The 15,309-nt window shown below is 42.4% G+C and carries 18 protein-coding genes; 9 read left to right on the plus strand and 9 right to left on the minus strand.

What is annotated here, in order from left to right:
- The first annotated feature begins 261 nt into the window (after nucleotides 1-261).
- Nucleotides 262-1,662: a hypothetical protein gene (locus tag CU633_RS07625; RefSeq protein WP_101659133.1), complete on the plus strand. Its 1,401-nt coding sequence runs from the start codon at nucleotides 262-264 to the stop codon at nucleotides 1,660-1,662.
- Nucleotides 1,663-1,835: 173 nt separating this feature from the next.
- Nucleotides 1,836-3,041 carry a M20 family metallopeptidase gene (locus CU633_RS07630; RefSeq protein WP_101659134.1) on the plus strand — a complete coding sequence of 402 codons (1,206 nt, stop codon included), beginning with the start codon at nucleotides 1,836-1,838 and terminating at the stop codon, nucleotides 3,039-3,041.
- Nucleotides 3,042-3,113: 72 nt separating this feature from the next.
- Here the strand turns inward: CU633_RS07630 and CU633_RS07635 are convergent, their stop codons facing one another.
- From CU633_RS07635 to CU633_RS07645, 3 genes are all read right to left on the minus strand, one after another.
- Nucleotides 3,114-3,836: an EcsC family protein gene (locus CU633_RS07635; RefSeq protein ID WP_101659135.1), complete on the minus strand. Its 723-nt coding sequence runs from the start codon at nucleotides 3,834-3,836 to the stop codon at nucleotides 3,114-3,116.
- Nucleotides 3,837-3,942: 106 nt separating this feature from the next.
- Entirely contained in the window at nucleotides 3,943-5,157 is a 1,215-nt protein-coding gene (locus tag CU633_RS07640; protein ID WP_101659136.1) for an ABC transporter permease, read from the minus strand.
- Nucleotides 5,150-5,890 carry an ABC transporter ATP-binding protein gene (locus CU633_RS07645; protein ID WP_101659137.1) on the minus strand — a complete coding sequence of 247 codons (741 nt, stop codon included), beginning with the start codon at nucleotides 5,888-5,890 and terminating at the stop codon, nucleotides 5,150-5,152. Before CU633_RS07645 ends, CU633_RS07640 begins: the two co-directional genes overlap by 8 nt.
- A 448-nt stretch (nucleotides 5,891-6,338) precedes the next feature.
- Between CU633_RS07645 and CU633_RS07650 the strand changes: the two genes are divergently transcribed.
- From CU633_RS07650 to CU633_RS07660, 3 genes are all read left to right on the plus strand, one after another.
- Nucleotides 6,339-6,758, plus strand: a complete 420-nt coding sequence (locus CU633_RS07650) for an HIT family protein (protein ID WP_101659173.1) — start codon at nucleotides 6,339-6,341, stop codon at nucleotides 6,756-6,758.
- A gap of 203 nt (nucleotides 6,759-6,961) precedes the next feature.
- Nucleotides 6,962-8,041: a 3-phosphoserine/phosphohydroxythreonine transaminase gene (gene serC / locus CU633_RS07655; RefSeq protein ID WP_101659138.1), complete on the plus strand. Its 1,080-nt coding sequence runs from the start codon at nucleotides 6,962-6,964 to the stop codon at nucleotides 8,039-8,041.
- Between the two features lie 123 nt (nucleotides 8,042-8,164).
- Nucleotides 8,165-8,692, plus strand: coding sequence for a tryptophan transporter (locus tag CU633_RS07660; RefSeq protein ID WP_101659139.1), 528 nt, complete (start codon nucleotides 8,165-8,167; stop codon nucleotides 8,690-8,692).
- Nucleotides 8,693-8,817: 125 nt separating this feature from the next.
- On the opposite strand, the gene CU633_RS07665 is transcribed toward CU633_RS07660, so the two are convergent.
- Nucleotides 8,818-9,006, minus strand: a complete 189-nt coding sequence (locus CU633_RS07665; protein ID WP_101659140.1) for a hypothetical protein — start codon at nucleotides 9,004-9,006, stop codon at nucleotides 8,818-8,820.
- Between the two features lie 234 nt (nucleotides 9,007-9,240).
- On the opposite strand from CU633_RS07665, the gene CU633_RS07670 reads away from it, so the two are divergent.
- The 3 genes from CU633_RS07670 (at nucleotide 9,241) to CU633_RS07680 (ending at nucleotide 10,939) form a co-directional block, all read left to right on the plus strand.
- Nucleotides 9,241-9,612: a YtxH domain-containing protein gene (locus CU633_RS07670; RefSeq protein WP_101659141.1), complete on the plus strand. Its 372-nt coding sequence runs from the start codon at nucleotides 9,241-9,243 to the stop codon at nucleotides 9,610-9,612.
- A 254-nt stretch (nucleotides 9,613-9,866) separates the two neighbouring features.
- Entirely contained in the window at nucleotides 9,867-10,445 is a 579-nt protein-coding gene (locus CU633_RS07675) for an HTH-type transcriptional regulator Hpr (RefSeq protein WP_101659142.1), read from the plus strand.
- 311 nt (nucleotides 10,446-10,756) lie between these two features.
- The gene (locus tag CU633_RS07680) at nucleotides 10,757-10,939 is read left to right on the plus strand and encodes a hypothetical protein (protein WP_101659143.1); all 183 of its coding nucleotides are present in this window, start codon (nucleotides 10,757-10,759) and stop codon (nucleotides 10,937-10,939) included.
- Nucleotides 10,940-11,004: 65 nt separating this feature from the next.
- Here the strand turns inward: CU633_RS07680 and CU633_RS07685 are convergent, their stop codons facing one another.
- Together CU633_RS07685 and CU633_RS07690 are read right to left on the minus strand one after the other, a co-directional pair.
- On the minus strand, nucleotides 11,005-11,115 hold the full coding sequence (locus tag CU633_RS07685; protein WP_257958559.1) for a YjcZ family sporulation protein: 111 nt from the start codon (nucleotides 11,113-11,115) through the stop codon (nucleotides 11,005-11,007).
- A 35-nt stretch (nucleotides 11,116-11,150) separates the two neighbouring features.
- Nucleotides 11,151-11,234 carry a YjcZ family sporulation protein gene (locus CU633_RS07690; RefSeq protein ID WP_101576812.1) on the minus strand — a complete coding sequence of 28 codons (84 nt, stop codon included), beginning with the start codon at nucleotides 11,232-11,234 and terminating at the stop codon, nucleotides 11,151-11,153.
- A gap of 315 nt (nucleotides 11,235-11,549) precedes the next feature.
- On the opposite strand from CU633_RS07690, the gene CU633_RS07695 reads away from it, so the two are divergent.
- Nucleotides 11,550-12,422: a peptidylprolyl isomerase gene (locus tag CU633_RS07695; RefSeq protein WP_101659145.1), complete on the plus strand. Its 873-nt coding sequence runs from the start codon at nucleotides 11,550-11,552 to the stop codon at nucleotides 12,420-12,422.
- Between the two features lie 41 nt (nucleotides 12,423-12,463).
- Here the strand turns inward: CU633_RS07695 and CU633_RS07700 are convergent, their stop codons facing one another.
- The 3 genes from CU633_RS07700 to CU633_RS07710 form a co-directional block, all read right to left on the minus strand.
- Nucleotides 12,464-12,655: a sporulation YhaL family protein gene (locus CU633_RS07700; RefSeq protein ID WP_180954908.1), complete on the minus strand. Its 192-nt coding sequence runs from the start codon at nucleotides 12,653-12,655 to the stop codon at nucleotides 12,464-12,466.
- A gap of 191 nt (nucleotides 12,656-12,846) precedes the next feature.
- Complete coding sequence (yhaM, locus tag CU633_RS07705; protein ID WP_101659146.1) at nucleotides 12,847-13,791, minus strand: 3'-5' exoribonuclease YhaM; 945 nt, start codon at nucleotides 13,789-13,791, stop codon at nucleotides 12,847-12,849.
- 86 nt (nucleotides 13,792-13,877) lie between these two features.
- The gene (locus tag CU633_RS07710; RefSeq protein ID WP_101659147.1) at nucleotides 13,878-15,095 is read right to left on the minus strand and encodes an MFS transporter; all 1,218 of its coding nucleotides are present in this window, start codon (nucleotides 15,093-15,095) and stop codon (nucleotides 13,878-13,880) included.
- Nucleotides 15,096-15,309: the final 214 nt, after the last annotated feature.

Raw genomic sequence — 15,309 nt, forward strand, 5'->3', positions numbered from 1 at the left:
CCGCTCGTAAATCTCGAATTCCGCTCGTAAATCTCGAATTCCGCTCGTAAATCTCGAATTCCGTTCGTAAATCCGAATTGCGCTCGTAAATTTGATTCGCACATTACTACAGACAGTTCATCCCCCGGCTCCACCTTAAAGCCGCAAATCTTTTTTCACCCTTCACACCTGTTCAAAAAGCACATATCCTGTATTAAATCCAAATTGGGCAACTACCTATGTTTCGCCTTTAAGGATGAACAGAAGGGGGCATTAAAGGATATGGCCGTTGAACTAACCGCACTTCATTGGATATACGTGAGTTTCATTGTGATGATTATCGGTTTTATGGTGATGAGACGGGATACAACACTCATTTGTATTGCCGGAATCTTTCTGATCGCGATTACAGCAACCGGCTCGCTTAGTTATTCTGTCAGCAGCATTTTCACAAGCTTTATTTTTGCGATTACTGAACTGCTTTCGACCATTCTCGTTATTTCAATTATTGTGGCGATGAGCAGAACATTAACAACAACCGGGATTAACGATGTGATGATCTCCCCGTTTGCCAAATTGATCCGCACACCTTCTCTTGCCTACTGGACGATTGGCATTCTGATGATGGTGATATCATGGTTTTTCTGGCCTTCGCCAGCCGTTGCATTACTGGGCGCCGTGCTCCTTCCGGTCGCATTAAGGGTCGGACTGCCCGCCCTTGGAGTGGCGATGGCGATGAACCTGTTCGGGCATGGAATTGCCCTGTCCGGGGATTATATCATCCAAGCTGCCCCAAAGCTGACAGCCGATGCTGCCAGTCTGCCGGTAAATTCGGTAATTAATGCAAGTGTTCCGTTAGTGTTTGTGATGGGGGTGGTTACCACTGTTGCAGCATTTTATTTTCTGAAACGCGATATGAAAGCAGGCAGGCTGACGGTAGATTCAGAGCATTCAGAACTGCCGGATTCAGATCCTTCAACCAGTGATTCATCTTTATTATCTATAAATCAAAAACGTTTTTTCGCGTTGCTTATCCCTGCTCTGTTTGTCCTTGATGTAGCAGCGATGTTTAATTTTAATCTTCAAGGTGCGGATGCCACAGCCTTAATTGGCGGAACCTCAATCTTTATTCTTCTCATCATCACAATGGTCAGCCATAAAAATAAAGGGCTTGAAACAGCGACCAGTTATATTATTGAAGGCTTCCAATTCGGATTTAAAGTATTCGGACCGGTGATTCCAATCGCTGCTTTCTTCTACTTGGGCGATGCCGGATTTACAAAAATCATCGGTGATTTCCTCCCGGAGAACTCGCACGGGATTGTAAACGACCTCGGTGTAACGCTTGCTTCAGTTGTCCCGTTAAGCAAGGAAGTAGGTGCCGTGACTTTAACCGCTGTTGGAGCGATCTCCGGCCTGGACGGATCCGGTTTTTCCGGTATATCACTTGCCGGGTCAATAGCCAATTTATTTGCGACAGCGATCGGGGCTGGAGCAGCCACGTTAACCGCTCTCGGCCAGATTGCTGCGATTTGGGTTGGCGGAGGCACACTCGTCCCATGGGCGCTCATTCCCGCCGCAGCCATATGTAATGTCGATCCGTTTGAACTCGCACGAAGAAACCTCCTGCCTGTAACGATTGGTTTAATTGTTACGACAATATTTGCGATGTTTCTAATATAGACCGCGTAAGAGACTGCCTGATGCAGTCTCTTCTGCAGTTAATTAAATATACCGATCCCCTGAAAACACCCGACTCTGTTAGAATTTCCAGAAAATACTTTCAATAAAATAACCTTCGAGTCACGAAATGTGTTATAATTGTCTAAAAATTTTATTTTTAAGGAGCGATTGTTATGCTGGAACGCTTGGAAGCTAAACTGGAAAGCTATTATGAAGAGATGGTTGAAATACGGCGTTATTTGCATCAGCATCCTGAACTTTCTTTTCAGGAGACAAATACGGCCCAATACATAAAAACCTTCTATGAAAAGCTTGGAATTGAAGTAAAAAGCAATGTCGGCGGCAATGGAGTAGTTGCGAAAATTTACGGCAGCAAGCCGGGAAAAACAATTGCATTAAGAGCGGATTTCGATGCCTTGCCGATTCAAGATGAGAAAGATGTTCCATATAAATCACTGGTTCCTGGAGTTATGCATGCATGCGGGCATGATGGCCATACCGCAACATTGCTCGTCCTGGCGAAAAGCCTGCACGAATTAAGAGATGAATTGGAAGGCAATTATGTCATGATCCACCAGCATGCAGAAGAATATGCGCCAGGAGGCGCAGTGTCGATGATCGAAGATGGCTGCCTCAAGGGTGTGGACGTGATTTTCGGAACCCATTTATGGGCTTCAGAACCAACCGGGACGATCCAATACCGGGTCGGGCCGATCATGGCTGCTGCTGACCGGTTTGAAATATTGGTACAGGGTAAGGGTGGCCATGGTGCCCAGCCTCACCGGACAAAAGATGCTGTTGTCACAGCTTCACAGCTGGTCGTCAACTTGCAGCAAATTGTCAGCCGAAAAGTAAACCCGATTGATTCTGCTGTTGTAACGGTCGGCTCGTTTGTCGCCGAAAATGCCTTCAATGTGATTGCTGATAAAGCCAAGCTCGAAGGAACGGTGAGAACCTTCAGTGAAGATGTGAGAGCTTTTGTTGAAGAAGAAATTGAGCGCACGGTAAAAGGCACTTGCTATACAAGCGGCAGCGATTATGAATATTTATTTGAAAGAGGCTATCCAGCCGTCATCAACCATGAAGAAGAAACAAAGTTCCTGGTTGAAGTTGCTGGCAAAGTTACCGGTGTCAACTGTGTTGTCGAAACAGAACCGCAAATGGGCGGGGAAGATTTCGCTTACTATTTACAGCATGTGAAAGGAACTTTCTTCTTTACAGGAGCACGGCCGGAAGCGGAGGAAAATTACCCGCATCACCATCCGAAGTTTGATATTGATGAAAAAGCGATGCTCGTTGCAGCGAAAACTTTAGGAACTGCAGCCGTAGAATATCAATCCGTGCAATCGGAAACCCCTGTTCCTGAAAAAGCTTTATAATACACTTAAAAACCCATCGGCACTGAAATGCGCTGATGGGTTTTTTTAAACTTGACTGACCCGCTTCTCATTTCAGCTAAGTGGAGGGGTTCTCAATAATCTGAGCCTGTATGCATTTTTAGCGACTTCTCCTAAATGGTCCAGGAGATTATAATTGGCATAAGCCCCAACAACCGCACCAATCCCGGGGATCAACTGAAGCATTTTTATAAAATCGATATAATCTCTGTACTCCTGCTGAAATTCTCTCCAATCCATCTCAGCTACAGTTTTTCTTCGTTCATCCCAGTTTTCAATAATGTCTAACGTTTCCCTTTTCTGTTCATCACTGGAAAAAGCCAGTTGAAAAGTGTACAGAATAAACAGCCGTTCCTCATAAAGATTCGTACTAAAACCATATATCGAAGCCGCCTCAAACAAGAATTTCATTTTGATCGTCAACAGTAGCGGAAAGTCAGCCAGCCCGAGAAATATACCACCCGCACCCGTTCCTGCTCCTTCAATCGCTGCTGTTTTTCGATACAAAACCAGTTTTTTATCGAATAGTGCATCCTTTTCTTCAAGAGATAGCCCATTTGCCTGCTGCTTTTTTGTTGTTATATTTGAACCTGTTAACGTCGCTTTAACCATATTCTTAATGCTATCGGTAATGATTTGATGGGCTTTTTCCGGAATCAAATGATTGACTTTTGTCTGCACTTTTTTTGAAATTCGGTTTAACATTCCTGACTTTTTAAGGATTTTTCTCCGCCAATCCAATACTTCTTCGTAAGCCTTTAATTCATATTCATTCATAAGACGTTCATCCTTTTCATTAGATAACTGTTCATACGAATCTCTTACGAATCGGTTTCACCTTAAAAAACAGGCCGGATGTGCCCTGAATCCATCCAGCCTGTTCCTATACCATTTCCAAGCGCTTCTTTGCATAAATGGACACAAAAAAGTAGATAAAACCGATTCCGGCTGCAAAGGAAACCCCGCCAATCAGCCAATCCCCTTTTAGCATTAAAACGAGGCAGAAGGCAATGTTTTGAATGAAAAGCAACGCTGAAAGAAGAACCTTGAATGAACGTGATCTATATTTTTCTGCTACAGGATACAACTGAACCCACAGTTTATTTTGGTGGTGATTCCATAACGGAAGCAGCTGGAATCCGGTTAAGTATAAAAATAATAAAACGACTGCAACTTGTCCGATTCCAAAGGATATTAAATACAAGACTCCTGCTCCAATAATGAATAGCCGCAGAAATAAGCCAAAATAATCGCCCGCCCGCAAAAAGGTTCTCATATAGAGATGGGAGTAAGTTTGTTCCTGCTTAAAAGCCAGTCTGGCCAGGACCCAGTCAAGCCATTTCCGTCTTTTCACTTTATCCTTAAATTTTGGTACGTCGGTGAACAGATTGGCAATGCGGTAAAACGACGTCATCCGCCTTTCTTCCGATTCAATTAAATACTCCCATTTCAGGCCTTTATCAACTACTTGACTCCGATAATACCAATACAGCCCGGCCATCAATCCGGCTATGACAATAAGAAAAAGAAAGCCTGCACCGGAAAAAAGCATGTAGACAAACACAGCATTTAAGCTAAAGCGAATTGCAGAGTCAATCCAATGTGCTGATGTTTCAACATAGTATTGTACTTTCCAACGTGCGAACAGGTTCAAGCCTTTGACGGCCAGCAGGATAAGCAAAAATGTAAAATAGGAGGAAAACTCCCCTTCATTCACTTGAACATACATCGGCATTACAGCAGCAAGAACAAGGATAAGGAGATAAGTCTGTACAGCAAAACTGGCCAGGATGGACCGTTTAAAATAATCAGCAAGCTTTGTTTCAAGCGGGAGCAAAAAGATTTTATCTGCCTCAAATAAAAACGTATAAATCGGACTATATGTCAGCAATATTCCCAGCAGCACAGCAATAATAGTCGGGACGGGATAAGAAGCCGGCAGCGTTTTGACCCAGGCCTGATAGTAATAGGCCGCTGTTCCGAGCAAAAACAGCATTACAATGACGAGATGTCCGTTAAAAATATAGCGAAGATACCGGCCCATCTCCTTGCTTCTCCGCGAGAAGCGCTGTTTCCATAACCGGGCGCCATTAAACATAATCTTCTTCCTTTGTCAGCTGGATATAGAGATCATCCAAAGATGCGCCCGGCATCGAAAATTGCTCGCGGAGCTCCTCGAGTGTGCCTGAGGCCCTGATTTTTCCTTCATGCAAAATCACAAACCTGTCGCAGTACCGTTCAGCCGTTGCCAAAATATGTGTCGACATTAAGATCCCGGCACCCGCTTCTTTCATTCTTTTCATTAAATCGAGAAGCGATTGGATGCCGAGGGGATCAAGACCGACAAATGGTTCATCAACAATATACAGGGACGGCTGAACGAGAAACGCACACATGATCATCACCTTTTGCTTCATCCCTTTGGAAAAATGGGCAGGAAACCATTTTAGCCTTTTTTCCATTCGAAACTCTTTCAGCAGTACTTGTTTACGTGACTTATATGTATCTTCATCGAGCCCATAGCCCATTGCGGTAAGCTTTAAATGTTCTTCAAGCGTAAGTTCATCATATAAGATCGGTGTTTCCGGGACAAAAGTAAATTGTTTGCGGTATCCTTCCCGGTCTTGTTTAAACGTCCGGCCATTTATGGTAATCTCCCCGCTATGCGCTTCCATGAGCCCGATGACATGCTTGATCGTTGTACTTTTTCCGGCCCCGTTCAGCCCGATTAGACCGACCAATTCTTTTTCATTGACCTGAAAGGAAATATCTTTTAAAACAGGGTTTCGTGTGTAACCCCCTGTCAGGTTTTTAATATCCAAAAGTACCATCAGCACACCCTCCTTCTGTCTATGCTAATATTTTAACAAATATTGAGCATGTTTTAAAAAGCTGGACTGCCCGGATTAAAATTACATACTCCCGGGATTTGCAGGGCATACTACTTCGTGAAGGGGAAACAATCGATTAGGTGAAACCATTTCAACCAATTGAAATGAGGTGTCTGCTAAAGACTCAAACCTTTTAATCCAAGCTTCAAACGTTCCTAAATATGAGGATCGTTGTTTTGCACACAGTACCGTTCAAAAAAATCGGTTCGCTACTTGAGCGCATCATTTTTTGAAATGAGGTGTTTGTCAAAGACTTTCCTAAATTGAACGTAGAATAGAAGCTTTCCCCTTCACTTCGGCAGGATTCCTTGAGAATCCTGCCTTTTACCTTTTTGTAAAAGATTATTATATGATAAAATACGAAAAAAGCCTTGAAAGGGTGTTGGACATGAACGACTGTATTTTCTGCAAAATCATCGATGGCAGTATTCCTTCTGCCAAAGTGTTTGAAAATGAACACGTCTTTGCTTTTCTTGATATCAGCCAGGTGACGAAAGGCCATACACTTGTCATCCCCAAAATACATAAAGAAAACCTGTACGAGCTTACACCCGAAATTGCCGGAAACTTATTCTCGGTGGTCCCGCAAATTGCCAATGCCATTAAAGCAGAATTCCAACCTGTCGGCTTGAATATGTTGAACAATAATGGCGAACAGGCTGGACAATCCGTGTTCCATTTCCATGTTCACCTTATACCCCGCTATGGGCAAGGTGACGGCTTTGGTGCCATCTGGAAAACGAACAATAGTGAATACACCGGGGAGGACCTGCAAAAAATCGCCGCCGGGATTAATAGCCGGTTATAGACATATCGACGTCCAGAAAATTTAGCCCCTGCAACACTGGCGGATTTTCAAAAAAAGCTTCTGTTCATCACAATGAACGGAAGCTTTTTTGCAAAACATTTTTTCAAAATTGTTCAAACTTTTTAGTGTGCTCTTCTATTATTTCTGATACGATATAAACATCTTTATACTTTAGCGTATTACCGCATGTAAGGAGGACCCAGATGAAACGAGCTTTGAATTTTAATGCCGGACCAGCCGCCCTGCCTCAGGCTGTCCTTGAGAAAGCCCAACAAGAGTGGCTGAACTATCTTGATACTGGCATGGCTGTAATGGAGCTGAGCCACCGCAGTGCTGAATATGAACAGATTCACAATACCGCCGACAGACTTCTTCGACGTCTTATGCAAATTCCCGATGATTATGAAGTGCTTTTTTTGCAAGGAGGCGCCAGTTTGCAGTTTACGATGGTGCCGATGAATCTGCTCAGAAACGATGAAACGGCTTATTACATCATGACTGGCTCCTGGAGTGAGAAAGCGCTGAATGAAGCCCGTAAAATCGGGGCAGCTGCCAGTCTCGCTTCCGGAAAGGAAGGAAAGTACAAAAAAATTCCCGATCTTGAAGCAACAACTCCGAACGATGCATCGTATGTGCATTTAACAAGCAATAATACGATCTTTGGAACACAATGGCAAACATTCCCGGATCATTTCGATGCTCCGCTTGTTGCTGATATGTCGAGCGATATTCTTAGCAAGCCGATTAACGTAAACCAATTTGGCCTGATCTACGCAGGTGCACAAAAAAATCTTGGGCCTTCCGGTGTCACAGTCGTGATTATCAAAAAGGACCTGCTTGCCCGTTCAGGTGAGGGACTGCCTACAATGCTCAATTACCAGACGCATGCGAAAAACCGCTCATTGTACAACACCCCGCCTACCCTGTCCATTTATTTACTTTCTCTAGTATTGGAATGGGTCGAGTCACTTGGCGGCCTGCCTGCAATTGAAAAGATCAATAAAGAGAAAGCCGAAATGCTTTATCATGTTATTGATGAAAGCAACGGATTTTATCGAGGCCACGCTGATCAGGGAAGCCGATCTTTAATGAACATCACCTTTACGCTCGAAACTGATGAAGCGACTGCTGCCTTTCTGAAACAGGCGAAAGAAGCCGGATTTATCGGACTCAACGGACATCGTTCCGTCGGCGGCTGCCGGGCTTCACTTTACAATGCCGTTACGGTTGAGCAGGTAAATGAGCTGGCCGAATTTATGAAATCTTTTAGAAAAAATTATTGATGGTTATTTGTGTGTTTAAATATTGACAACGGTGTGCTATAATTGGTTCAAGTTTTTCGCTGCAGGCAACGAGTGCACTGCAGGAGAGACAAAATAGCATAGCCAAGCAGAGGAGAGATTAGGTTGAATACGAAAAATCTTGTAGTATTAGCGTTATTTGTTGGGATAGGTGCTGCATTGCATGCATTTGTACCTGGATTTGTTTTTGGGATGAAGCCGGATATGATGCTGATGATGATGTTTTTAGGAATCATTCTTTTTCCAGATAAGAAAAATGTACTTTTACTCGGACTTGTAACAGGCGTACTTTCCGGATTGACAACACAATTTCCCGGAGGATTGCTTCCAAATATCATTGATAAACCCGTAACGGCATTTTTATTCTTTGCGATTTTTCTTGCCCTGGCAAAGTACCGAAATTCGATTGTCAGCGTTGCTGCAATTACAGCTGTAGGCACGATTATTTCCGGTCTTGTCTTTTTGGGTTCAGCATTCGTCATCGTCGGGCTTCCAGGACCATTTGCGATTTTATTCGCAACTGTCGTACTTCCGGCTACGGCGATCAATACAGCGGCAATGGTTATCCTGTACCCGATCGCAACCGGCATTTTAAAACGCGCCAAATTCATACAGCAGCCTGTCAGCCAATAATACATGAAGAGAACTCTCCGGAGTTCTCTTTTTTTGGCTCTAGTTTGCGACTCAAGTGGATGTTCAGCTGGAGTGCCATCGTTGTGCCGAAGCAGCACTACTGTGTAGCAAGCGGTGACTCTCTCTCAAAACAACAGAAGCAATAATGCAAATGCAAAGAGTACCACACCCCCACCCGCCAACGCAGTTGCCCGGGCCCGTAACACATGCTTTGGCGGATAGGATCCGGGGCTTTGGGCTGCCAGTAAAGAGCGAATTGCTCCCAAAAACAACAGAACACTCAGAGCAAAGAAAGCAAAACGAATTCCTCCCATCTTATTACCACCCCCCAATGCAAGCTAGTCAATAATCTCCTAATTATTTATATATATGCCGAAAAAATTGCGCTATGAAAAATGGACAGGTTTATTATTGTTATTTAAGTGATAATAGAAGGTATAGAGATATTAAAAGAACAGAAAAATATCAGGATAAAGTTACGTAAGAGGATTTTGCAGAAAAATGTAGAAGTATGTAAGAAGACGACACTTAATGTTGAGGTGAATGGGATGAAGGCAAAATCACTTTTGTTGGGATTTTTAGTCGGTGGCGTAGCAGCCGGGATCACTACCCTGCTGACTGCTCCTGCTTCCGGAAGAACAACCAGAAAGTATTTGCAGGAAAATAAAGATTTATTGATGAGCAACGTGAGAATTTTGAAAGACGACCTAATGGACCTGAAGAACTCTGCTTCCCAGGCTTCTATGGAAGGCAAAGCAGCAATCAGCAGCCTTTCATCGGATCTTAAACATTCCATTGCAGACTGGAAAAATGCGATTAGGCCAAACAAGCAAGAATTGCAAAAGGAAATGAAAAAAATTGAGGACACAATCAGCGAATTAGAGCTTTCATTAAATCGGCAAAAGACCAGTCAGGCATGAAAAAAGATGAAAAACCCTTCTTTTCTAAAAAATCTTCGTTAGAAAAGAAGGGGTTTTTTTCACTGTGAACGAAACAAATATATTATAAAAATGGTTGTTAACTTAAAAATATTTTTTCGTATCTTTTTTTTGATAAAAATTGTATACTTATTAGTATAAAATTATTTTCTAAAAATTTCGCAAATTGATACCTTTATTAATTTTTGTTTTATTGACATAATGATCGAAAGAAATAACAAAGAAGGTGAATTCAAATGACGGACAACCAATTTTCAATGAAAGAAGCACTTCTTTTCAGCCAACGAATCGCCCAGCTCAGCAAGGCGCTTTGGAAATCGATTGAGAAAGACTGGCAGCAATGGATCAAACCTTACGATCTCAATATCAATGAACACCATATTTTATGGATTGCCTACCATTTAAACGGAGCGTCTATTTCGGATGTGGCGAAATTTGGCGTAATGCATGTTTCCACCGCATTTAATTTTTCCAAAAAGCTTGAAGAAAGAGGCTTTCTTCAGTTTTCCAAAAAAGAAAGTGATAAAAGGAATACATACATCCAGTTAACCGAACAGGGAGAAAGTGTTTTGCTCAGTTTAATGGAAACGTACCAGCCTGATAAAAATGCTGTATTTTCCGGCGCGATGCCACTCAAGAAACTGTATGGAAAATTCCCTGACGTAATTGAAATGATGGCGATTGTCCGCAATATTTATGGTGATGATTTTATGGAGATTTTTGAAAAATCATTTAAAAACATTGAAACAGACTTTGTGGATGCAGACGGAAAGATTCGCAAAAAAGACCGAATAGAAAAAAAGGAATATGCATAAGGCGCTGCCAAACTGGGGGAACTCCCCCTTTATTTTTTTGGCCCGCTTATGCATGGTTATACATTAAAATAAAATTCATTCGACAATATTTTTACGTACGGCAAGTAAAATGTTGTTAGATTTTCTATTGATTTTTTTCGCTTTTCATCGTACAGTATCTTAGTAAGTTTCAGCTTACCGTTTTTGTGGGATTGATATGGAATTTATCTGCAAAAACATCTCCCAGTTCACCAGTCTCGTTACTATCTTTTTTTTTGATATTTTGATATTGTATTACCAAAGTCTGTACTGAAAGAAGGAGGGAATCTTGGATGATCTCCGCTGCTTTTATTGCGTTTGCTGTCTTTATTGTTTTTTACATTAATAAAATGACCAACTCCCTATGCATCCAAAAAGAAATCCCGGAGGACCGGCAGCCAAAAGTATTCCGGACGATTAATATTTTGATCCTGATTTTGCTGACATCTTCTTATGTAGAATTATTGTTTGCCTGACTATACATATGAAAAAAACGGCAAGGCTTCTGCCTGCCGTTTGCCGTTTTTTCATCTTTCGTATTTTACAGCCAAGCTGCGCCAATTATTACTAAAAGGATGAAGAGGACAACGATCAAAGCAAATCCTCCATAATAACCTGAGCCACCGGACATGTACGTATTCTCCTTCCCCATAGGCACAATGGATTCCGGCCATCATGCCCGCTTTCTTATAACCAGGCTGCTCCCACAATGATTAACAAGATAAACAGAACAACGATTAACGCGAATCCGCCACCGTAACCTCCACTCATGTTAACACCTCCTTTAGAGTTGCTACACTATACTATTCAAATGAACGGGATAGCGAATAGGCTGGTATCATGCTCAACCCATTTTTCTTGAACATGTGCCTTATTTTTGGATCCTTTTACCTTACAATTTTGTTTTTTACTTCCTTTTTATTCCATAATATTAATGTTATCCCCTATCAATCCCGCGGATTAGGGCTCCTTTCATCCAAAAATCTCCTTGTTTAAACAGAGAATAGTTTTTGTGATTAATTATATTTATGTTATGATAGAGATTGTGGAAAAGCATCACATAGAAATTGTTTAGGAGTGTTCAGCATGAAAAAATGGATTCTATCCCTTTCTCTTGCAGCAGGGGTTATTGGTTTAAGCGCATGTAATCAAGATAGCGGGGATTCTGCGACTGTTGCCGAGTCTAAAGCTGGAAATATTACAAAGGACGAGCTTTATAGCGCGATGAAAGAAAAATACGGTGAGCAGGCTCTCCAGGAACTCGTCTTTGAAAAGGTTCTATCCGACAAGTATGAAGTATCAGATAAGGAAATCAATAAAAAGGTTGAAGAAGTAAAAGAGCAATTGGGACCAAATTATCAACAGGCCCTTGCCCAATACGGCTATGATGATGAAGAAGATTTAAAGCGTATGTTCAAAATCGGACTCCTTCAGGAGAAGGCAGCAATGAAAGATATCAAAGTAACAGATAAGGAACTTCAAGAGGCTTATGATAACTATCGCACTGAGATTCGCGCAAGCCATATCCTCGTTGAAGATGAAGCAAAAGCCAAGGAATTAAAGGCACAGCTTGATGGCGGTGCAAAAATGGCTGATCTTGCCAAAGAACATTCAACTGATCCAGGATCAAAAGAAAAAGGCGGAGATCTTGAGTGGTTCGGACCAGGAAAAATGGTTCCCGAATTTGAGGAAGCTGCCTATGCTCTCGAAGTAAACCAGATTAGTGAGCCTGTCCAAACCCAGAACGGCTGGCATATTATCCAAGTGACTGACAAGAAAGAGAAAAAGCCTTTCGAAGAGATGAAGAAAGAGCTTGAAACCGAGGTAAAAAGATCGAAGATTGACGGTGCCGTTATCCAGAAAGCAATGGAGCGCGAGCTTAAAGCGGCAGACGTTGAAATTAAAGACAAAGACCTGGAAAGCATTCTTGAAAGTCCGGAAGCACCGGCACAAGGATAAGGATAACTTCAAAAGAAAAGGTTCCCCGAGGGAACCTTTTCTTACATTCCAAAAGATTTTTCATTTGCTTTTCGTTCTTCTTTTGCTTTTTCCAGCCGCTCCATATAGACTTCACCTTCACGTTCAATGTTTTCATTTTGCTCGCTGCGCTCCTCTTTTCCGGCCTTGACAGCCATATAAGCGCTGACGACAATGCCGGCAACAACAAAGTAAACCCAAACGGGGATGATCATTATCCATTCCTCCCTTGTTATGCTTTGTCCAAATAGACTTTATTTAAAAATATGTTCACTCGCGGAAATTATGCTGGATTTTCTTTTACACATGAATATCGAGCTCGTTTAAGACTGATTCTATAATAAATTTAATAAAATTCCGCAAAAAAATAAGCCGTCTGTCATCGGCTTATTTTTCTATGATTCTATTATTTATGGAAAGTTGGTTTATAGAACGAGCGGTTTTCAAGGGCAAATATGCGTTCTGTAAATTCTCCCGGTTTGACCCGAACCAAGGCGCGGTCGAGCATATTCATTTTAGCATCCAAATTATCGATATGATGAAGAATTTCAGCTTCTTTTATAAGCGGTGCCTTAGGGCTGCCCCATTCCGCTTTGCCATGATGGGAAAGGACTAAATGCTGGAGAATCAGCACTTCTTCCCCGCTGATACCAAGCTCATCGGCAGCTTTGCCGATTTCATTGACCATAATCGTAATATGCCCGAGCAAATTTCCTTCAACCGTATACACAGTTGAGATCGGACCGGAAAGTTCGATTACTTTGCCGAGGTCATGGAGAATGACACCAGCATAAAGAAGATCCTTATCAAGGCTCGGATATAACCCTGAGACCACCTTTGCAAGATCAAGCATGCTGACAACATGGTAGGCAAGCCCGGAAACAAATTCATGATGATTCCTGGTTGCTGCCGGGAATTCAAGAAACGCCTGCTGATGCTTTTTTAATAAATGGCGGGTGACTCTTTGGATGTTTGGGTTCTTCATTTCAAAAATATATTGAGTTACCTTGCTCATCATTTCTTCCGTACTAACAGGGGCTGTTTCAAGGAAGTCTGATATTTTTACAGGATCCGCAGGAGACGCCGGACGAATCTGGCGGATTCTTAATTGGCTTCTGCCCCGATAATTTTGGATATCCCCGCTTACTTTTACAATGTTTTGGGCGGCATAGTTTTTGACATCTTCTTCAGAAGCATCCCATAGCTTCGCTTCAATTTCACCGGACTGATCCTGCAAAATTAAAGTTAAAAAGGGCTTGCCGTTGCTCGCCATTCCTTTTACCGAGCTTTTAATTAATAGAAATAATTCAACTTGCTCGCCAACATCGAATTGCAGTATTCCTCTGTTCATGCCTCCGACGCTCCTTCCTCTAGCCATAGTATATCATAATGAACTTACATTTCTGATTCCAATTTTAAAGCTATTGCAAAATAACATTACCGGTTCTGCAACCCAGCCCTTTTGTGCTTTTTGGCGATCCAGATTTTTGTGGCAACAAGGCCAAAAATCATCACAAATGCACCGAAAAGATAAGGGATATGAATGTTCCACTCATAAAGTGTCCCCGCCAAAATCGGCCCTGCTACATTCCCAAGGCTTAAAAACGAGTTATTTAAGCCCATAATCATCCCCTGCTGGTTGCCGGCAAGTTTCGAAATAAATGAATTTAAAGAGGGACGCAGCGTTGAATTTCCTATAAAAAAAATCGACGTCGTGACCAGCACCCACATAAAGTTTGTCGCAAGTGTCATAATTACAAAACCGGCGGCGCTCAATAAAAGGGAACCCGTCACGATCCGTTCTTCACCAAACTTGCTTACTAATCTGCCGACAACACCACCCTGGATAACTGTTCCGACAATTCCGGTTATCAGGATAATCAAGCCTACTTGCTGTGGGCTGTAGGAATAACGCTCCATTGTGTAGTAGCCGAAAATTGCTTGAAAGTTTGCAAGTCCGAAGCTCATGATGAATACGAGAATTAATAGAAAGCCTACCGGACTGAACAACGCTTTTTTCATTAAGGAAAATTGCCCTTCTGATCGGCTGTCCACCGCCTCCGCCGCCCGTTTTTCCTGCGGATAGGATTCCGGGAGAATCGGCAGCGAAACAAATCCGGCAATCGTTGCGGCTATACCAGCAAAAATGAATGGATACGATAAGTCGAATTCAGCAAGCCAGCCGCCTATCCCTGGACCGATCACGATCCCGAAAGCCATCGCCGCACCAAGCATTCCCATCCCCTGTCCCCGCTTTTCAGGCGGTGTAACATCCGAGACATAGGCCATTGCTGTTGGCATGAGCGCAGAACCGAAAGTGCCGGCTAATATTCTTGATAAAAAAAGCATCCAAAGTCCATTTGCGAATGCAAAAACAAACTCGGCAATTGCAAAACCGAACAACCCAACGGTAATTAACGGCTTTCTGCCGATTTTATCGGAAAGCCGGCCCCAAATCGGGGCAAACAGGAACTGCATAAACGAAAAAACTGCGACAAGCAACCCCATTATTTGTGCATTGGCGTCAAATAGTTCAATATAAAACGGAAGAATCGGGATAACAAGTCCGATGCCAACCATAATGATAAATAAATTAAAGCTTAATAAGGCAAGAGGGCCTCTGCTTCTTTTTTGGATCTGCTGTTGATCTTCCATAGATTTTTCCTTTCAGGCAGCTTGAATGAACAGTAGTTAACTAGTTGGCTGCACTGGCCAACTTCAGTAAAAAAACTTATAATATTCTGTTCGCACATATTTCCTATTTTATCACTTATTCATACTCTTAACAGATTTAATCTTCTTCAGACCATTTTTTATGAAAGGTTTTCGCGAACGCGGTCAGCAGTTTCAAAAAAGCTGGGCTTCACTG

Source organism: Bacillus sp. V3-13 (genome assembly GCF_002860165.1).
Classification (GTDB): Bacteria; Bacillota; Bacilli; order Bacillales; family Cytobacillaceae; genus Bacillus_BJ.

Coding starts and splice junctions, on each gene's coding strand:
- CU633_RS07710 (WP_101659147.1), bottom strand. CDS start 15,095: ATGGAAGATCAACAGCAGATCCAAAAAAGAAGCAGAGGCCCTCTTGCC.
- CU633_RS07680 (WP_101659143.1), top strand. CDS start 10,757: ATGATCTCCGCTGCTTTTATTGCGTTTGCTGTCTTTATTGTTTTTTAC.
- CU633_RS07625 (WP_101659133.1), top strand. CDS start 262: ATGGCCGTTGAACTAACCGCACTTCATTGGATATACGTGAGTTTCATT.
- CU633_RS07690 (WP_101576812.1), bottom strand. CDS start 11,234: ATGAGTGGAGGTTACGGTGGCGGATTCGCGTTAATCGTTGTTCTGTTT.
- CU633_RS07695 (WP_101659145.1), top strand. CDS start 11,550: ATGAAAAAATGGATTCTATCCCTTTCTCTTGCAGCAGGGGTTATTGGT.
- CU633_RS07665 (WP_101659140.1), bottom strand. CDS start 9,006: ATGGGAGGAATTCGTTTTGCTTTCTTTGCTCTGAGTGTTCTGTTGTTT.
- CU633_RS07670 (WP_101659141.1), top strand. CDS start 9,241: ATGAAGGCAAAATCACTTTTGTTGGGATTTTTAGTCGGTGGCGTAGCA.
- CU633_RS07640 (WP_101659136.1), bottom strand. CDS start 5,157: ATGTTTAATGGCGCCCGGTTATGGAAACAGCGCTTCTCGCGGAGAAGC.
- CU633_RS07635 (WP_101659135.1), bottom strand. CDS start 3,836: ATGAATGAATATGAATTAAAGGCTTACGAAGAAGTATTGGATTGGCGG.
- CU633_RS07650 (WP_101659173.1), top strand. CDS start 6,339: ATGAACGACTGTATTTTCTGCAAAATCATCGATGGCAGTATTCCTTCT.
- serC (WP_101659138.1), top strand. CDS start 6,962: ATGAAACGAGCTTTGAATTTTAATGCCGGACCAGCCGCCCTGCCTCAG.
- yhaM (WP_101659146.1), bottom strand. CDS start 13,791: ATGAACAGAGGAATACTGCAATTCGATGTTGGCGAGCAAGTTGAATTA.
- CU633_RS07700 (WP_180954908.1), bottom strand. CDS start 12,655: ATGATCATCCCCGTTTGGGTTTACTTTGTTGTTGCCGGCATTGTCGTC.
- CU633_RS07645 (WP_101659137.1), bottom strand. CDS start 5,890: ATGGTACTTTTGGATATTAAAAACCTGACAGGGGGTTACACACGAAAC.
- CU633_RS07630 (WP_101659134.1), top strand. CDS start 1,836: ATGCTGGAACGCTTGGAAGCTAAACTGGAAAGCTATTATGAAGAGATG.
- CU633_RS07685 (WP_257958559.1), bottom strand. CDS start 11,115: ATGGGGAAGGAGAATACGTACATGTCCGGTGGCTCAGGTTATTATGGA.
- CU633_RS07675 (WP_101659142.1), top strand. CDS start 9,867: ATGACGGACAACCAATTTTCAATGAAAGAAGCACTTCTTTTCAGCCAA.